At 35.7% G+C, this 16,679-nt stretch carries 15 protein-coding genes and 3 pseudogenes; 4 read left to right on the forward strand and 14 right to left on the reverse strand.

Annotated elements, in window-relative coordinates; translation table 11 throughout:
* Positions 1-15 precede the first annotated feature (15 nt).
* A complete protein-coding gene (locus ABOA58_RS15145) occupies positions 16-207 on the reverse strand; it encodes a hypothetical protein (protein ID WP_350299046.1) in 192 nt (63 codons plus the stop codon).
* Between the two features lie 140 nt (positions 208-347).
* Here ABOA58_RS15145 and ABOA58_RS15150 point away from each other — a divergent pair, with 140 nt between their 5' ends.
* A complete protein-coding gene (locus tag ABOA58_RS15150) occupies positions 348-869 on the forward strand; it encodes a GNAT family N-acetyltransferase (protein WP_350299047.1) in 522 nt (173 codons plus the stop codon).
* A gap of 40 nt (positions 870-909) precedes the next feature.
* On the opposite strand, the gene ABOA58_RS15155 is transcribed toward ABOA58_RS15150, so the two are convergent.
* Entirely contained in the window at positions 910-3,168 is a 2,259-nt protein-coding gene (locus ABOA58_RS15155; protein ID WP_350299048.1) for a HelD family protein, read from the reverse strand.
* A gap of 323 nt (positions 3,169-3,491) precedes the next feature.
* Here ABOA58_RS15155 and ABOA58_RS15160 point away from each other — a divergent pair, with 323 nt between their 5' ends.
* On the forward strand, positions 3,492-3,731 hold the full coding sequence (locus tag ABOA58_RS15160; RefSeq protein WP_350299049.1) for a hypothetical protein: 240 nt from the start codon (positions 3,492-3,494) through the stop codon (positions 3,729-3,731).
* Between the two features lie 185 nt (positions 3,732-3,916).
* Here ABOA58_RS15160 and ABOA58_RS15165 read toward each other — a convergent pair.
* The 8 genes and pseudogenes from ABOA58_RS15165 to ABOA58_RS15200 all read right to left on the reverse strand — a co-directional run bounded on the left by ABOA58_RS15165 (position 3,917) and on the right by ABOA58_RS15200 (position 9,529).
* Positions 3,917-4,251 (reverse strand): annotated as a pseudogene (locus ABOA58_RS15165) (RDD family protein).
* A 332-nt stretch (positions 4,252-4,583) separates the two neighbouring features.
* Entirely contained in the window at positions 4,584-4,721 is a 138-nt protein-coding gene (locus ABOA58_RS15170; protein WP_350299050.1) for a hypothetical protein, read from the reverse strand.
* A gap of 56 nt (positions 4,722-4,777) precedes the next feature.
* Positions 4,778-5,566, reverse strand: coding sequence for a glycerophosphodiester phosphodiesterase family protein (locus ABOA58_RS15175; RefSeq protein WP_350299051.1), 789 nt, complete (start codon positions 5,564-5,566; stop codon positions 4,778-4,780).
* A 12-nt stretch (positions 5,567-5,578) separates the two neighbouring features.
* Positions 5,579-6,265, reverse strand: a complete 687-nt coding sequence (locus ABOA58_RS15180) for an LptM family lipoprotein (protein WP_350299052.1) — start codon at positions 6,263-6,265, stop codon at positions 5,579-5,581.
* Positions 6,266-6,392: 127 nt separating this feature from the next.
* The gene (locus ABOA58_RS15185) at positions 6,393-6,572 is read right to left on the reverse strand and encodes a helix-turn-helix domain-containing protein (protein ID WP_350299053.1); all 180 of its coding nucleotides are present in this window, start codon (positions 6,570-6,572) and stop codon (positions 6,393-6,395) included.
* 767 nt (positions 6,573-7,339) lie between these two features.
* Entirely contained in the window at positions 7,340-7,807 is a 468-nt protein-coding gene (locus ABOA58_RS15190) for a hypothetical protein (RefSeq protein WP_350299054.1), read from the reverse strand.
* A 267-nt stretch (positions 7,808-8,074) separates the two neighbouring features.
* Complete coding sequence (locus ABOA58_RS15195; RefSeq protein WP_350299055.1) at positions 8,075-8,491, reverse strand: hypothetical protein; 417 nt, start codon at positions 8,489-8,491, stop codon at positions 8,075-8,077.
* Between the two features lie 513 nt (positions 8,492-9,004).
* The gene (locus ABOA58_RS15200; RefSeq protein ID WP_350299056.1) at positions 9,005-9,529 is read right to left on the reverse strand and encodes a serine O-acetyltransferase; all 525 of its coding nucleotides are present in this window, start codon (positions 9,527-9,529) and stop codon (positions 9,005-9,007) included.
* A gap of 450 nt (positions 9,530-9,979) precedes the next feature.
* Between ABOA58_RS15200 and ABOA58_RS15205 the strand changes: the two genes are divergently transcribed.
* Positions 9,980-11,599, forward strand: a complete 1,620-nt coding sequence (locus ABOA58_RS15205; RefSeq protein ID WP_241591034.1) for an ABC-F family ATP-binding cassette domain-containing protein — start codon at positions 9,980-9,982, stop codon at positions 11,597-11,599.
* A 570-nt stretch (positions 11,600-12,169) separates the two neighbouring features.
* On the opposite strand, the pseudogene ABOA58_RS15210 reads toward ABOA58_RS15205, so the two are convergent.
* From ABOA58_RS15210 to ABOA58_RS15220, 3 genes and pseudogenes are all read right to left on the reverse strand, one after another.
* A pseudogene (locus ABOA58_RS15210) lies at positions 12,170-12,601 on the reverse strand (flotillin domain-containing protein); the annotation flags it as partial.
* Positions 12,594-12,779, reverse strand: coding sequence for a hypothetical protein (locus ABOA58_RS15215; protein WP_350302887.1), 186 nt, complete (start codon positions 12,777-12,779; stop codon positions 12,594-12,596). The pseudogene ABOA58_RS15210 and the gene ABOA58_RS15215, both read right to left, overlap by 8 nt.
* Before the next feature lie 122 nt (positions 12,780-12,901).
* Positions 12,902-13,849, reverse strand: coding sequence for a PhzF family phenazine biosynthesis protein (locus ABOA58_RS15220; protein ID WP_350299057.1), 948 nt, complete (start codon positions 13,847-13,849; stop codon positions 12,902-12,904).
* 41 nt (positions 13,850-13,890) lie between these two features.
* Here ABOA58_RS15220 and ABOA58_RS15225 point away from each other — a divergent pair, with 41 nt between their 5' ends.
* Positions 13,891-15,288 (forward strand): PLP-dependent aminotransferase family protein, encoded by a 1,398-nt coding sequence (locus tag ABOA58_RS15225; protein WP_350299058.1) that lies wholly within the window; start codon positions 13,891-13,893, stop codon positions 15,286-15,288.
* Positions 15,289-15,509: 221 nt separating this feature from the next.
* On the opposite strand, the pseudogene ABOA58_RS15230 reads toward ABOA58_RS15225, so the two are convergent.
* A pseudogene (locus ABOA58_RS15230) lies at positions 15,510-15,965 on the reverse strand (MarR family winged helix-turn-helix transcriptional regulator).
* Positions 15,966-16,679 lie beyond the last annotated feature (714 nt).

A 16,679-nucleotide genomic window follows, 5' to 3' on the forward strand; every position in this document is an offset into this window, starting at 1 on the left:
CCAATGCGGTTTATCTCAATCCGATATTTCCGTTACAGAAAAATAAGCTGCTTTTTCCGTATCTACTACATAATGGCAATCGCCTTTAACTAGATTATAATAACGGTGCTTTTGAATATTTGAAATCATTTGAGTTGAGTCATCGCCTTCTACCTCATGCTCTAGTTCTTTGCCGCCCGGAAAATAAAAACCAACTTTCAATTTCATCTTTCTCATCCTTCCCTTCGTCTGGTTAAATCACTCTTTTATTTCATATCCTTTCTCATGCAGTTATAAACATAAATAAAATGCTTATTCACTTTTTCCATGATATTCTAGGGAAAATACGAAATTCAGAAGGTGTTTTTATGAAGATAAGGAAAGCCATGGAACAAGATGTAAATGGAATAGCAAATGTACATATAAACAGTTGGAAAACGACTTATAAAGGAATCCTCCCGGATCAATATTTGTCTTCCTTGAATCTGGAAGCCAAAAAGAAAAACTGGCTAAGAAATTTAAAGATGCTGCATAATGCCACCTTTGTAGCGGAAAACGCCAATGGGGAAATCATCGGTTTCGCGGCCGGCGGCCCTGAACAAACGAATGATCCGCTTATTCAAGGTGAAGTATATGCCATTTATTTTTTACAAGAATATCAACGACAGGGACTCGGCCGAGAAATGATAAAAGCGGTCATACATGAGCTTGTGAAAATGGAACATCAGAATTTAATAATATGGGCATTAAAGGATAATCCTTCATGCGGTTTTTACAGAGCCCTTGGCGGTCAAGTGATAGCTGAAAAAACCGTTAAAATGGCAGGCATCGAGCTTATCGAAGTCGGTTTCGGGTGGGAAGACATTCAGGATATCCTTTTGCATTTGTAAGCATTCCCGAGGAGGGTGGTTACTCTCCACCCTCCTCATCTCATGTCTCGATAAGGAAGGCCTTTTTCTCATTACCTAAAAAATAAAGCCGGTGCAATGGCCTTGTCATTGTTACGTACAGCAATTTGATATCAAGTTCATTTCCATGGCAATACGCTTCTTCGAGGGATATTGCAAATACGACATCGAATTCGAGACCTTTGGCTTGATAGGAAGGAACAATCAATGTTTTATCTTTAGGGATGTTTCCCGCTTCATCTATTAAATGAAAGCCTTGATGGAATCCACTTAGTTTCTCGTTTGCCAGTTTGCAATCTTTCATCGTTTTAGCAATAACGGCAAACGTTTTAAAACCTTCTCCTTTAAGGCTTTCGATAAGATCGATCAGTTCTTCTTCCCAACCTTCCTTTTCAATGGAAATGAATTCTGGATCCTTGCCATGTCGAACTACAGGTTCAACTTCCGGGAAATCGTACGTTAACATCTGAAGTATTTCATTAGCTTGTTTCATTATTTCAACAGTTGTTCTGTAGCTTTTTTGTAATTCAGTATAAGTCGCCCGAGGGAAAATACGACTGTGAACCTCGTCCCACGTTTGAAGTCCGCGATATGAATGGATGCCTTGTGCAAGATCTCCTACAAGTGTGAACATATCGGTATCCACTGCCGTCTTTAGTGCCTGTAACTGCATGAAGCTATAATCCTGTGCCTCATCAATGACGACATTTTTTGCTTTGTTTTCTTTATCGACACCAAAAAGCCGCTCATGAAGATATAATAATGCTCCTAAGTCCTCCATCTCATAACTTTTAGCAGAGAATAATTTATGATTATACTCACATAAAACACTGGCATCCTCAACAGTAAGTTTACCGTTGCTGTACGAGGCGAGACGCTCAGGATCTTGGTATAATTCCTGATAGTAATCCAGGAGATCTTTTCTTTTGAATTGCTTAAAATACCCTTTTACCGAAGTACGGATAGCCTTTTGGACCTGCCCCATCCTTTCCTCTTTCTTATCGAGGCATTTTGTAACAAAGTCCTTGCGAATGACTGGATCGATATTCTTATAAAGAGCTTTCTCAATTTTGGCATCATAAAAATCAACAACACGTTCAAGAATTGTTTTCTTTTTCAATTTGACTTCATTTTGTAGTATGGCCTTCAGTTTGTCCAGCCTGCTGTATAACGGTAAATACCAATAATCCTCTTCCAATAATCTAATGAACTTCTTAGCGGAATAGAGGCGATATTTATCACAATAAAAATCAGCATCTGGATGAAAACCACTGAAAATATCCTTTACATATTCGTCCAATATATATTTAAAGGCAGGGGAACCCTTCAGACCTGATATCCAGACGGCTGAATTAATTTCTTCATCATCCTTTTCCAGCAATCGAGTTAATTTATCATCCGCGATAAGCTTCACTTGCTTTCCTATCGCTGCCTGAACATATTCGGAAAATGTGAATTGTTTTACCTTTTCGACACCCAATTCAGGTAAAGCTTCAGATATGTAATCAATGAAAACCCGGCTCGGAGCAAGAATCATTAATTGACGCGGATCGAACAAGTCTTTAAAGTGATAAATGAAATAAGAGATCCTATGTAAAGCAATTGTGGTTTTACCACTGCCCGCTGCGCCCTGAACAATGATAGGTTTATTCAAATCTGCCCGAATGATTTTATTTTGTTCTTCCTGGATCGTGGTAATGATATCTGTCAATCGATTGCTGGAACTTTTGGAAAGCGATTCCTGCAACAATTCATCCGTTGTTGTCAAATCAATGTCCCTTATCTCCTCCAGGACACCTTCTTCTATCATTAGCTGTCTTTTTAAAGTGATATTCCCGCTGAATGTCTCCCCTTCCGCTTCATATTCTATTTCACCAATCCGTCCCTCATAATACAGGTTTGCAATCGGTGAACGCCAATCGACGATGATCTGTTCCTGGCTTTCCCTCTGATAAAGCGATGTTTTTCCGAAATAAAGGACTTCGCCTCTATCACCGTCATTCCTTTCAAAATCCACTCTTGCAAAGTAAGGTTTTTTACTTGCTTTGCGTAAACTTTCTAGTTCGGTTTTGGACATCTCAAAAAAGTTGGCCGTCGTCAGCAGCTGTGAATATAAGGCTGATTCAGACCAATCGGCATCGCCAAAAGCTTCTTGCATATTCCTCTGAAATTGATCTTTGCTTGTTTCTGATGTTTTGATGACTACATCGATATAACGTTTCGTAAAATCCAGCCGCTGTCGTTCCTGTTCAAAATCAGGGTGATTACCCAATAAAATCACTTCCCCTTCCTTGTGTATTTATCAAACTTATTAAAATGCCGATGCTAAGACGAAATGGACATTTATACTACCAGAAAAGCCAATGGTTGACAAATCTGGAGACATAGAATTATATAGTTGAAATTTACAATCCCTGATATTTCATATAATTCGAAGAATACACTATATATTCCAGATTGATTTTAGCTATAATATGTTGACTTTTGAACTGCTATTGTCATCAATTCTTAACATAAATAACGCTAATTTAATGTTTTATTGGAAACTCTCATTATATACTTAAATTACAATTACATAACTTTTTTAAGAAAGTGGGTTCTGTCATGGAAATAAATGAAAGACAACCAATGCTATCCCCTAAATTAATCCATGAACTTGAAAATTTATCATCCAAAACAAATATGCCTATTTCTGAATTACTGGAAATATCTGTTGTGTCACTACTGGAAAAAGTGAATAATACAAAAGAACTCAATGTTGGACTTAATAATAAAGAAATGATTTTAAGAAATAAAATCATCATTAATCAAAATAAAGAGGTTTTGAATAACAAAAGCACTTGACCCTTAAGGTTAAGTGCTTTTCGCTTCCTAATTGCCAGTGTATTAATGGAATAGATAATTCTATCGTGGTTTCCAATGTAATATTTATACCTTAAATTGTAATTTACCCGCAAAAAAAATCGTATCGGATTTTAAATTGTAGATTTGCATAAAAAAAAGCAGCTATTAAACTGCTGATCCATTATTCATGGTTTATTTGATGTCACGTATGTACCTGCTATGAAATCATGTATCGCTCTATGGTCTTTCCTTATACCAACCATGAATGCACTAACAATAAACCCTATCCCTAATGTAATGGCATAAACCAAAGCAGCAATAGCATTGTGCCTATCACTGTATAGCCATACCATAGTATCGGGACAATCACCATGTAGAGAAAGTTAAAAAACGTTGAAAAATTTTCATTTTCCCAATCACCGGTAATCACCCCAAATATTATCGCTAATGGTGCTGATACAATTATGCCACCCAATACTCCTGCGAAAAGACGTTTCCAAAAACCTAATGAATCACTCATATATGATCCTACCGTTGTGTTAGTTACAGTTACCTATATTACCAATAATAAGGATGGTGCGTAATGAGTCTTTGTACCCGTAATTTTATTCTGCAAAAAAATAGTACTTACATTATAGGTGACAATTTATAAACAAAATTAAATCTCTGTGTAATTTTTGCTTATAAACGTTTGTTTTTGCTAATCTGCCTTTAATTTTCATTAGAAAGTAAGATACAATTTAAATGATGCACAGTTTAAAACATACAAGATCGTAAACTGCTGTTTGTATGAATCAGCGTAAAACTAATGAAACAAAGTGTTGAACACGTTGAAACAAAGTATTTTGCTGATTAAAATACTCTTTTAATAGTCAAAGTTTTGTTTAACTTGCTTAATCTTTTCTTGGTCACCATTTTCCATGTCAGGGATACAAATAAGGCTGCGAATCCACCTTCTTTTAATAACATGCTTAATATATCTGTTTCCAAACTTTCCTCCCCCTTTCATTGCATAATAAAAAGCCGCCCTTGGGACGACTTGATTTTTATTGGTGCTTATTAGCATTGTCTAAGTAATCGGTAAAGACTCCGTCAACACCGTAAGAAACCACTTCTTCAATTTGTTTTTTCTCATTTTTTTTATCGAAAAAAGTATGCACCACTAAATTAGCTTCATGCATCCTTCCTACAAACGCCTCATCAACCAGTTTGCCATTTAAACCAATTCCTATAGCGTATTGGTTAATTTCATTTAACTTTAGATAAGGCACTTCTGCATCTTTACAAAGCAGAACAAGAGGAATATCCTTATCCAATTTATGAACTAATTTCAAACTCTCTGATGAAAAGGACTGTATTACTACCTTATCCAAGAGTTGTCGTTCTGAAAGTATTTTAAGTAATTTCTTCTCCATAACGGTTTGATTATCGACTGTTCTGGTTTCAATATAATAGTTTGCATCAGTTTTAAATCTATCAAATATTTCTTCTAAGGTAACAACTTTTTCTCCTTTATAATCCTCATTAAACCAACTACCAGCATCCAATTTCTTTAGTTCATCTAAAGTGTATCCTGATACTTTGCCTATACCGTTAGTTGTGCGATCTACAGCTTCGTCATGCATGGCAATTAACTGATCGTCCTTTGTTATCCTTAAATCAATTTCAATAAAGTCGGCTCCAGAGTTAATTGCTTTCTCATATGACGGCATAGTATGTTCTGGTGCTTCAGAAGAATCTCCTCGGTGGGCAATGATTAACAACTCATTAGTTTCTGATACTTGAGTGGTACATCCAGTTAATAAAAGTGTGATTAAAATTAATGATTTTTTCATAGGTTCAGATAATTATAGTATAAATTCAGTTTTTTCATCTTGAACTTTAAGGTCGATACCTTTAGCGCCAGAGTCGTTAAGTAATTTTTGTTGGAAATCTTTTAATTTTTGGTATTCTTCTTTATCTTCAGTAATGTTTTTGTAAATAAGACCATAGTTAGTAGCGAAGTCTTTTCGTGAAACATTAGCTTTCGCCCCATCAGACAGATTATTATAGTATTTATTCATTAATTCTTCATTGAACGAATAATCCTTAAAGAAAAGCGCTTTTTCTAGCTCTATAAATAATGTCGCACCTTTACTCATATCTAATAAATCTTCGTTTCCTTCATTTCGTTCAACGAATGATTTATGAGATTCATCAATTGTCTCTTGAGATACCCCTGAGTATTTCATAAGTTCATTCCTAAGAATATACCTTTTTGCTACAGACTCTTTATCGAATTTTTTGGATTCGCCAAGACTCGACATATATTCATCAGCAAATTCTTTCAATTGTTTTCCGTTAACATCTTTACCTTCATAATTGAATACCACTTCACTATCTTTTAATTGACTCACTTGGTCCTTCTTATCCACTTTAGCAGGCGCACTTTGAGCAGTTGGTTGTTTAGTAGAACCAGCTTCCTCCCCTAATCCACATGCAGCCAAAACTAATATAGACAACGATAATGCAAAGCCTAATACGATTTTTTTCATGATGAAATTCCTCCTGATTTTAAAAAGACTTTAATATTTTAACATAAAAAAAAGGTAAAAATACCTACTTTTCCATAATAAACAAGAAGGTACAATTAACTTTAGAAAATTCATACTCGTATACGTTTTAATGTTCTTTACCAATTAGTGGATTAAATAATAAAAAGCCGCCCTGACAATTATATAAGGTTATTCTACTCACTCCGACTGTCTCAGCTATCTCTTTTTTCTCAATGTTACCAGTAGCTACCAACTCAGAAGCAGTCTGTTGTGCTTTACCTAAATTACTTACACTATCCTTATCCACCTCACTTCATCCCCCCTTTACACGTTAATCTACAATGGATAATTCATGTCCCACTTTTCCCATCACAACAATAAAAAAAAGACATCATAATAATTAATGTCTCTCGGAAATAATCCTATTCCATCCCATTAAGCGCATAAATTCTTCAACATACATATTATCAAAGTCGCTTAATTTCATATCATATTTGTCCATTAGATATTGTCTTGCTTCCTTAACAGATGGAAAATCCATTCTATAAACATTCCTAATTCATTAATAATGTAATTACATAAGCATTAATACTGGCTAATAACATAGACAATTCACGGTTTTTAACTTGATGGGCTTTACATCATTTAGCTAACAAATCAAAAGAAAAATTTACCAGCTTTTTCTTTTACTTACTTATGATACTATAAATTCCTAGGCGGATTTTAATGAGGTAAAGCAAATCCTTAAACACGTTTTATGATTTGATCAGGTAGCCGAGTTGTTTATTTTAATTAGCCTAAATTTAAAATAAGAGGCGCAAAAATGCATTTTCCAACTATTATATATGATGAATCTATCCATGCAATTAAAGACCAAAATAATAGTGAGTGTGGGTTGAAATACAAGGGCTTTTTTGTATTAACTAAGTACGATTTAAAAAAGATAAAATTTAGGCCACTTCAAGATATAACCTGTTCAAAATGTAAAACCATCATACATACGTGATGGTTTTTTATTAACTTCCTTCTCCAAAATTAAAAAGCATCCAAAGGATTGGATGCCTCATAAATTCATTACATGTCTATACGTGGAATAATATACTTCTGCAAAGTAGCTTTTCCTTTATAATCAACCAATGTATACACGTTAACATTTTCATCATTCAATGATATAAAGGTTTTTTCAATATTTAGTTCAGAAGGTAATGCAATACTACTCACTATTGAAGCTTGTTTTTTATTTAATATAGTATAACCTACTAAGTATTCACCATTTTCGAAAGAAATTGTATAAATTCCATTTTCAACATTAGTAAAGGCTTCAACTGAACCCTCAGCCAAATTATAACTCTTCTTAGTCTTAGTACCATCTTCATTCCAAATCAGATCCTTAGCTTTGAAATCGTAAGCCTCTGCTTCACTTGATCTTCCAAAGAATAAAACATCATTATGTAAAGTTGTTATAATAGGTATCCCAGAGTACTCTCCAAGATCTACAGCGTAATTGTCAATTGAATATAAAAGTTTTCCGTCTTTATCCATTACTCTTGATTTTGTTTCTTCATCTATAGAGATTGACTCAATAATATAAGTTTGTTCAAGCCCATCTATAAAATCATAACCTATACTTTTAGAAGTTTCATAGCTTTCATTGTTCGTCTCATCAAAAATTTTCTTATAGTGAGCTACACCGTCTTGAGAAAATGAGATCCGGTGAATTTGATTTATCGGGTCAACGTTTGAATTACTTTCAAATGTTGTATTAGTTTGGACAAAAAAGTTTGACCCACCCAGATGGGTATTTGAAAATCAATATTTAGCATTCAAATCCTTTGTGTTATATATCTCATTAGTTAAATCTGTTGTTTTCCCCTTAACTACCCATTTGCCATCTTTAATAACTGATACTTTGAACATGAACGATAAAGCACTTGAGTCCCTTACGTTATTGTCAAAAACCGGTTCAATAACATAGGTATATCCATCTTGTTCAGTAACGATTGTATTTAAATGGTCTGTTGGAAGACCACTCAGAGATTCGTTCCCAAGTTGATCAATCTTTTCTTTAACCTCAAATTGTTTAACCTCTTCTTCCAAAGGTTCCCCTGATTTATTTACTTGTTCAACAGAACCTTGCTCTTTACTTTCCTCTTTCTTTTCTTGACCACATCCACCTACAAGTAGAATGATAAAAATAACTAATGATGCCACTATTGAGTTTTTCATTGCTGCACTTCTTCTAAGTTATAAATTATTTAATACTACAATAGTTTTCTAATGCAGGAGCTTTTTACCACTTATTCATTAATTTCATCGAAAAATATTTATTTTTAGACAAAATATAAAAAGCCCTCAAAAAATGAGGGCTTCCTTTAAACTGGATATAGTTGAACCTCATTTTTAATAATGGTATCAACAATATATCCTCCTTCATAAGTCACAAGAGGTTTGCCATTGTTAATAAACTTAACTTCACTAATTGCTACTCCGCCATTTTTAATTCCTCTAGATACAGAAATGAGTTAATTTGTAATTTCAATAATAATTACCTTATTGAAAAGTGTAAAATGACCTATATCCTCATACACTCTTCCATCGATAATAATCTCATGAAATTTTTCCATCATTGCAGAATGCTCCCCTTTCGATTATCAATTCGATAATGTCAGAAGGATATCCTGCCAATAAAAATCACCCAATGAATGGATGCTTTCGTTTTATACATACTCTTTTACTGATTTAAGAAACCACTCTTGCCGGTATTCCTACAACTGTTACATCACTTGGGACATCTTTGTTTACTACAGCATTGGCACCAATCTTAACATTATCGCCAATTGTTATTCCACCAAATAATTTAGCTCCAGGTCCTATATAAACATTATTTCCAATTACAGGACATTTCCCTTTTTTAATTCCTATATTTACAGCAGAATGAATTTTACAATTCTTCCCTACCTTTGTTGATTTATGAACTACTATACTTCCCCAATGAGCCATACATAATCCTGGGCCAAAAACATTTCTTCCGATTGAAAACCCAAGCCTTATTCCTTGATTTATTAGAGTACCTTCAAGGAACTTTAAATAGATTCTACTAAAGGGACTCTTTTTACAATTCTTATAATATTCAACTTTCCTTAGAGTTCTTTGGTAATGAACAATAGGAAAACGATATCGTAAATACCAATTCCACTTTGCTATCTTATGTGCCTTTAAATCTTCATTTAAATAAAATCTATAATCCTTTTTCGACTTAATCATTTACCTTCTCCTTGTTGTGAAAACTCTAGATGAAATTTAAGATAATCTTAATAATTATTATGATTATATATCCTTAAACACATCATATAAAATTATCACAAATAGGAATAACTTACTATATAAATTTTGGTTATTTCATGCACAACTAAAATCCCTTCATAGACTTTATCTCTTCTGTTCAATTCAGGAACTTCATAATGTCCACCTTAATATTGTTCTCTTTAGCATGTTAATATTTAGTATCGAAAGGAAAACTTTAGAAATGTCACTGTGTTCACCTGTTTTTACTAATCCTCCTTTAACTTTTTGCAAAAATGAGATACAATTTAAATGATGCACAGTTTAAAACATACAAAATCGTAAACTGCTGTTTGTATGAATCAGCGTAAAACTAATGAAACAAAGTGTTGGACACGTTGAAACAAAAGTATTTTGGAGGAATGTAAATAAATGATTACAGTAAATAATGTTGGTTTACGTTATGGCGATCGTAAACTGTTTGAAGATGTTAATATAAAATTCACTCCTGGTAACTGCTATGGCCTGATTGGTGCGAATGGTGCGGGTAAATCCACTTTCTTAAAAATCCTTTCCGGTGAAATTGAAGCGCAATCCGGTGATGTCCATATGGGTCCTGGCGAACGCCTTGCCGTTCTAAAGCAAGATCACTTCGCTTATGAAGAGGAAGAAGTCCTTAAAGTAGTCATTATGGGACATGAAAGATTATATGAAGTCATGCAAGAAAAAGATGCCATCTATATGAAGGAAAACTTCACCGACGAAGACGGAATGAAAGCGGCCGAACTTGAAGGTGAATTTGCCGAATTAAACGGCTGGGAAGCTGAACCTGAAGCTTCAATCCTCTTAAAAGGCCTTGGCATCGCGGAAGACCTGCATACAAAGAAAATGGCTGAATTGAACGGTGGCGACAAAGTTAAAGTATTGCTTGCCCAGGCATTATTCGGTAAACCGGATGTTCTTTTACTGGATGAGCCTACCAACCACTTGGACTTAAAAGCGATCAAATGGCTGGAAGAATTCCTAATCAACTTTGAAAACACCGTTATCGTAGTTTCCCATGACCGTTACTTCCTTAACAAAGTTTGTACACATATTGCGGATCTTGATTTCGGTAAAATCAAAGTTTATATCGGTAACTATGACTTCTGGTATGAATCAAGCCAGCTTGCCCTTAAACTGACTCAAGATGCCAATAAGAAAAAAGAAGAAAAAATCAAAGAGCTTCAAAATTTCATCGCGCGTTTCAGTGCCAATGCATCCAAATCGAGCCAGGCTACATCCCGTAAGAAATTATTGGACAAAATCAGCTTGGATGACATCGAGCCTTCTTCACGCCGCTATCCATACGTCGGCTTTACTCCTGAACGTGAAATCGGGAACGACCTGCTTCGTGTAGACGGAATCTCGAAAACGATCGATGGCGTAAAAATATTGGATAACGTCAGCTTCACGATGAATAAAGGCGACAAAATTGCATTTGTCGGTAAAGATGAGATTGCTAAAACAACAATGTTCAAAATCTTGGCAGGTGAAATTGAACCTGATAGCGGCTCATTCAAATGGGGAGTTACCACCTCTCAGGCATACTTCCCTAAGGATAATGCTGAATTCTTTGAAGGTGTCGATTTAAATCTTGTCGATTGGCTCCGTCAATATTCACCAAATGACCAGAGCGAAAGCTTCCTGCGCGGTTTCTTGGGCAGAATGTTATTCTCTGGCGATGAAGTCACGAAAAAGGCAAGTGTACTTTCAGGGGGCGAAAAGGTCCGCTGTATGCTTTCCAAAATGATGTTAAGCGGTTCGAACGTCCTGATGCTTGATGAACCTACTAACCATCTGGACTTAGAGTCGATTACGGCATTGAACAACGGTTTGATCAGCTTTAAAGGATCTATGATCTTCTCTTCACATGATCATCAGTTCATCCAAACTATAGCGAACCGTATCATTGAACTTACTCCAAAAGGTACAGTCGATAAGCAAATGAGTTATGATGAGTACCTTGAAAATGGCGAATTGCAAAAACAAGTTGCTGAAATGTACAAATAATAATTTTATGAAAGCACATCCTTATTGGATGTGCTTTTTTCGTTCATGATTCTTGCTGCCTGCATTTATTTCATACCTTGAATGCATTGAAGGTATAAAAAACACGCTGCAATAAATATAATAATATTCCCTGAAAGATGAGCACTGAATAATTTCATCGATAAAAAGGTATATTGGTAAGGAAGGAGTGAGTTAGAATTGGATAGTCATACTGTGAAAAATATTTTTGATGATACAGGGAACCTTTTTTTATATGATAAATTCAGTTATCATTTTTATATATCCGGATTGTTCGATGTAGTGGAACAAGAAAAAGTAATCTCGGATTTTTTAAATTCTTATAGCTTCGATGATAAAAACCCTCTCTTTTTTGACGACTTTTCCTTTTACTTTAATTGCTTTCATTATTCCCACCAAAAACAAAGGATGATGAATTACTTGAAAACCGAGTATGACGAACATATTTGTTAAGTATAAAAGGCCAGATAAACTGATCATGCCTTTTATAAGCGAAAACTATTTAAAAAAAGGTAAGAGCATATTAGTGCTCTTACCTTTCTTCATTTTATTTTACTCTTCCTTGCCTGCTGCCATATTCATGATCGCCTCGGCATGCTTCCGTTTTATGGTGGAAAATGGTAAATTCTGCTTTCCTGAGAAATTCTCAAGCAAGTCTTTGATCAATTCCCGAAGATGCCTATAATGACTTCGGCAATGTTGCCATTAAACCCGTTGCATATCCAGTCACTTTATTAGCACCCCTATTCACACCGGTTCCACCTGTATCCACTACAGTAATCTTGTCGATATTACTGAGTGGGCTTGACACTTGTTTTGCATACTCCGGCAGCATTTTCAAAATCATGTCCATTACATCCGCTTGTCCAAACTGTTCAAAAGCTTCAGCGATCTTCTGCTAGGCTTCTGCCTCTGCTACCGCTTTTAACCGGATAATTTCCGCTTCTTCGTACCTTGTGACCTTTGTGCGTCCGCTTTAGCAAGATTCTAAGGCCGGCTCTCTATGTCCCTCATCAAACATAATGAAATTAATCTGATTCATTAATATTTCAAAGTGCTCAGGATTTTTCTTTTTTATAACAAGTTTTTGAATTGTAATTATCAAGACTTTGTTATTTTGATTATTTAATACATTATCTAAATAATCCGAATGTATCTCCATATTTTCCTTAGGTAGTTCTCCATTATATATCAAATTCCCTGCAGAAATCCCTCACAACAGGCAAAAACAAATCTGTCAAATTTAAATATACGGTAGAACAGAGACCTGTCCCAGTATCCCTCTCAGTCGCTCGATAACCAGTCTCCCTTTGCGACCAGTTGCACCTTCCCGCCAATCTGGATATCATATGTTCCATTTTTTAATTTGGCGGCCATATTCACATTTGAGGGACGTCCCATCTCGTAGCCCTGCTTGACACGAACATCGATCTTCTCCTTATCGAAGAACCGATATTTCAGAAGGTAGCCCGCCAAATTGCCATTTGCGCTACCTGTCGCAGGATCCTCATAAAAGCCTGTGTCGCTCATGAATACCCGCACACGAAGGCAGTTTGGGTCCCTGCTTTCCTCCTCAGAAAAAACAAGCAGGTTACATTTATAATAAGTTTCCAGAAAGCGTTTGAACTGTACAGGGTCGATGCTGCATCGTTGTACCCCGTCAACCGATTTCAGTGGGACAATGATGCAGGGCAGTCCTGTGGAGACCAGCTGGATTGGAAAATCTGTCCGTATGTCCTCCACTTGGATATTAAGCACCCTTGCGACAAATTCGAGATGGTCTATCTTCATGTCGAAGGAAGGTTCGTTTTGGCTCATGGTGAGAGTGTCGCCGTTGAAAACAACTGGAATCTGTCCGACAGGCAGGTTCAAGACGACTTTGGAAGCCTTTCCGTTTTCCATAATCCGATTGATGATATACGCAGTGCCCAAGGTAGGGTGTCCCGCGAAGGGCACCTCCTCATCTGGGGTGAAGATTCGAACATCATACCCGCCATTTTCCTGTTTATTGGACATGATGAAGCTCGTTTCCGAAAAATGAATTTCTTTGGCAATCTGCTGCATCTCCTTCCTTGTGAGATTACTCTCTGGCACTAGAACAGCAAGCTGATTTCCCTGATATTTTTCTTCAGCAAAGACATCTACGATATAAAAATCCATATCAATTCCTCCTTTTTGCTCCATTATAGGTGAAGGGGAATAGAACAGATGAAAATCATTAGACCAGATCAAGGAGAAATATGCTAAAATCAAAGGGGTTGGGAGGGAAAGAAATGAATGGAGATTACTTATTTAAACAAGTATACGATTATGTATTACACCGAATCGAACTTAATGAATGGAATGAGAATGAAAAGCTCCCTTCAATTAGAAATTTAGCTGCTAAGATGAAGGTTCATCGCTTAACCGTATTAAAGGCCTATCAGCTTCTTAAACAGGAAAATAGAGTCTATGTCAAAGATAAATCCGGCTATTATGTCCAATCCCGTGAAATTAATAAATTAGAAAACATGGAAAATCCGATCGTTTCTGCATATGTACAAAAAAATCATTTATCGGAAATCCATGAGACACCTGTTTCCTACCAATTTTCACAGGCATTAATTGACCCTAATCTTTTGCCAAATCGCTTCATATCGGACTATGTAAAAAAAGTTTTTGATCTCTATCCAAAGGTTCTCTCCACCTACTCCACCTTACAAGGCGATCATGAACTGCGTCAATCACTTTCTGACTATTTTAATCAGCAATATAAAACGATTACACATCCAGATCAGCTATTAATTACGACCGGTTCGCAGCAAGCCATTCATCTGATTGCCCAGGCCTATGTAAAATCAAGAGACACTATCCTTTTGGAGAGACCAACCTATAGTTCTGCCATTGATATTTTTCGAGCACAAGGAGCCAATATTGTAACCGTCGATATTCATCCGTACGGATATGATTTAGAGCAGATTGGATTCATCATGAAAAAACACAAACCTCGTCTGTTTTATTTAAATTCAACCTTCCATAATCCAACAGGATACACGGTCCCATCGGCTCAAAGAAAACAATTAGTCCAGTTAGCCGAGGACCACCGTTGTCTGTTAGTAGAAGACGATGTTTACAACGACATCTTTTTTGATCAGAAGCCTCCGCCGCCCATGTATACCTATGATACCTCCGGCATGGTGATATATATCAAAAGCTTTTGCAAATATGTATCACCGGGGTTGCGAATAGCCGTCATGATGAACTGTCAGTCTTCCGTGGTGAAATCATTGCTAGCAGTAAAATCATTGGCCGATAATGGATCACCGCTTTTAAATCAAAAGATTTTCCTGCATTACTTATCATCTCCAAGGCTGCAGCAACATGTTGAGAAACTGCGAATTGCGCTCCAAATACGAAAGGAAATCATGGAGGAAGAACTGTCCGTAACCGATTGGCGATGGACCAGCCCAAATGGTGGCTTGAATTTATGGGTACAGCTCCCAGGCTGCCTGTCAACAGAAGACTTATTGGTCAATAGTCTGGAGCAATCAATTTCATTTGTTCCCGGCCAAATATGTGACCCTTTAAAGGAGCCTTCCTCATGGCTCCGGTTAAGCTATTCCTATGCCAGTGAAGAACAAATCTCTGAAGGACTTAGGAAGTTTATTAATTTAGTACGCTCAACTCAATAAGGGGTAGCGTCAGGAAAATATTGTTTTACATTGTTAAGGAAACTTCAATACTAAAAAGCCCAATTTCTCTGTATTAAATTAGATAAATTGGGTTCTTATTTATTACTACATTAAAGCGCCCAATTGTGGAAGATAATGATTATGATTGATGTCTTTAACTTGTTGAACTTACGCTACTCGTTAATAGTATCAATATTCCATGATTTAGAGATTAATTGTAATTATCTTGGAGTTTTTGCACCAGAACCCTTTTTTATATGCCGCCAATCAATTTCAATATTTCCTCTTATTCTTTGAATAAGATTTAAAACTAATTTCTGTTCCTCAATATTAATACTCTGAAGAGCTGTTGCATTAAAGTGTTTCTCTTTTTTTCTATCAGTTTATATATTTCTTTTCCTTTTACTGTAGGGAATAGTTTTTTTATTTTTCTGTTCTCCTTATCACCCACTCTTTTTATAAATCCATTTATTTCTAACTTTTTTAGCGCGAACTGCTGTAGTTCTGTCTACTTTAATCACTTCAGCTATCTTTTCTTGAATCATTCCCGGGTGTTCACAGATTTGAATGAGATACAAGTACTGTCCCCTAGAAAGGTTAAGATCTTTATATACTATATTGTTGAGTGTATCTAAGCATCTTGCAATAACTTTAATCTCTTCAATAATTCTATCCATAATTCTTCTCCACTTATTTTTTCAAGATATGTTTATAAGGAGCGTTATCTAGAATTGCTTCTCTCTTTATCCAAGTAATGCTGAAAATCTATGAGCGTTAAGATTGTCGTAAAATATTGAATTGTTATTATTCAAATTAACTTTGTGCACAAGGAGGCGATTGCTTCACTGGGGATTCTTTACACATAAAGGCGATCAGGCGAAGTTTCAAGCGGTCATTTTTCAATTTGTTGCATCTGCGAAGACTATAGAATTTTCATGAGAACTAAACCCTAGTATCTTGCTTTAGTTAACAATTGACCAAACTGCTGATGAAAAAAAGCGTGCTTTAATGTAAATGTTGCTTTTAAATATCATGCAGAAGAAATCACTGTAAAAGGTATACGCTAATCCTGTTCTTTATCAAATACTCTTTATTTATCCGCTAACATCCTTCCCAATTGAAGAGTGTGATACCACCAGAAAACGCTGATTAACAATGTTCAGGATACTTCTGGGTTAAAATCCCAATCTCTCAGTATATAAATCAGAAATTGGGATTTAATTATTTATAAGCTACTCCCTCTTGTTGAATAAGGGTTATAACCTAGAAAGTAGTTATCTACTCTTGATATTATGTAGAAACGCGATTCATAAATTTACTGGTTTCATAGTTGGATTCACACTTATCTTAAGTATGGTCCGCGTTGAAAACATTTGATACATCGTACTATG

Origin of the sequence: Peribacillus frigoritolerans (assembly GCF_040250305.1) — a bacterium.
Taxonomy (GTDB): Bacteria; Bacillota; Bacilli; order Bacillales; family DSM-1321; genus Peribacillus.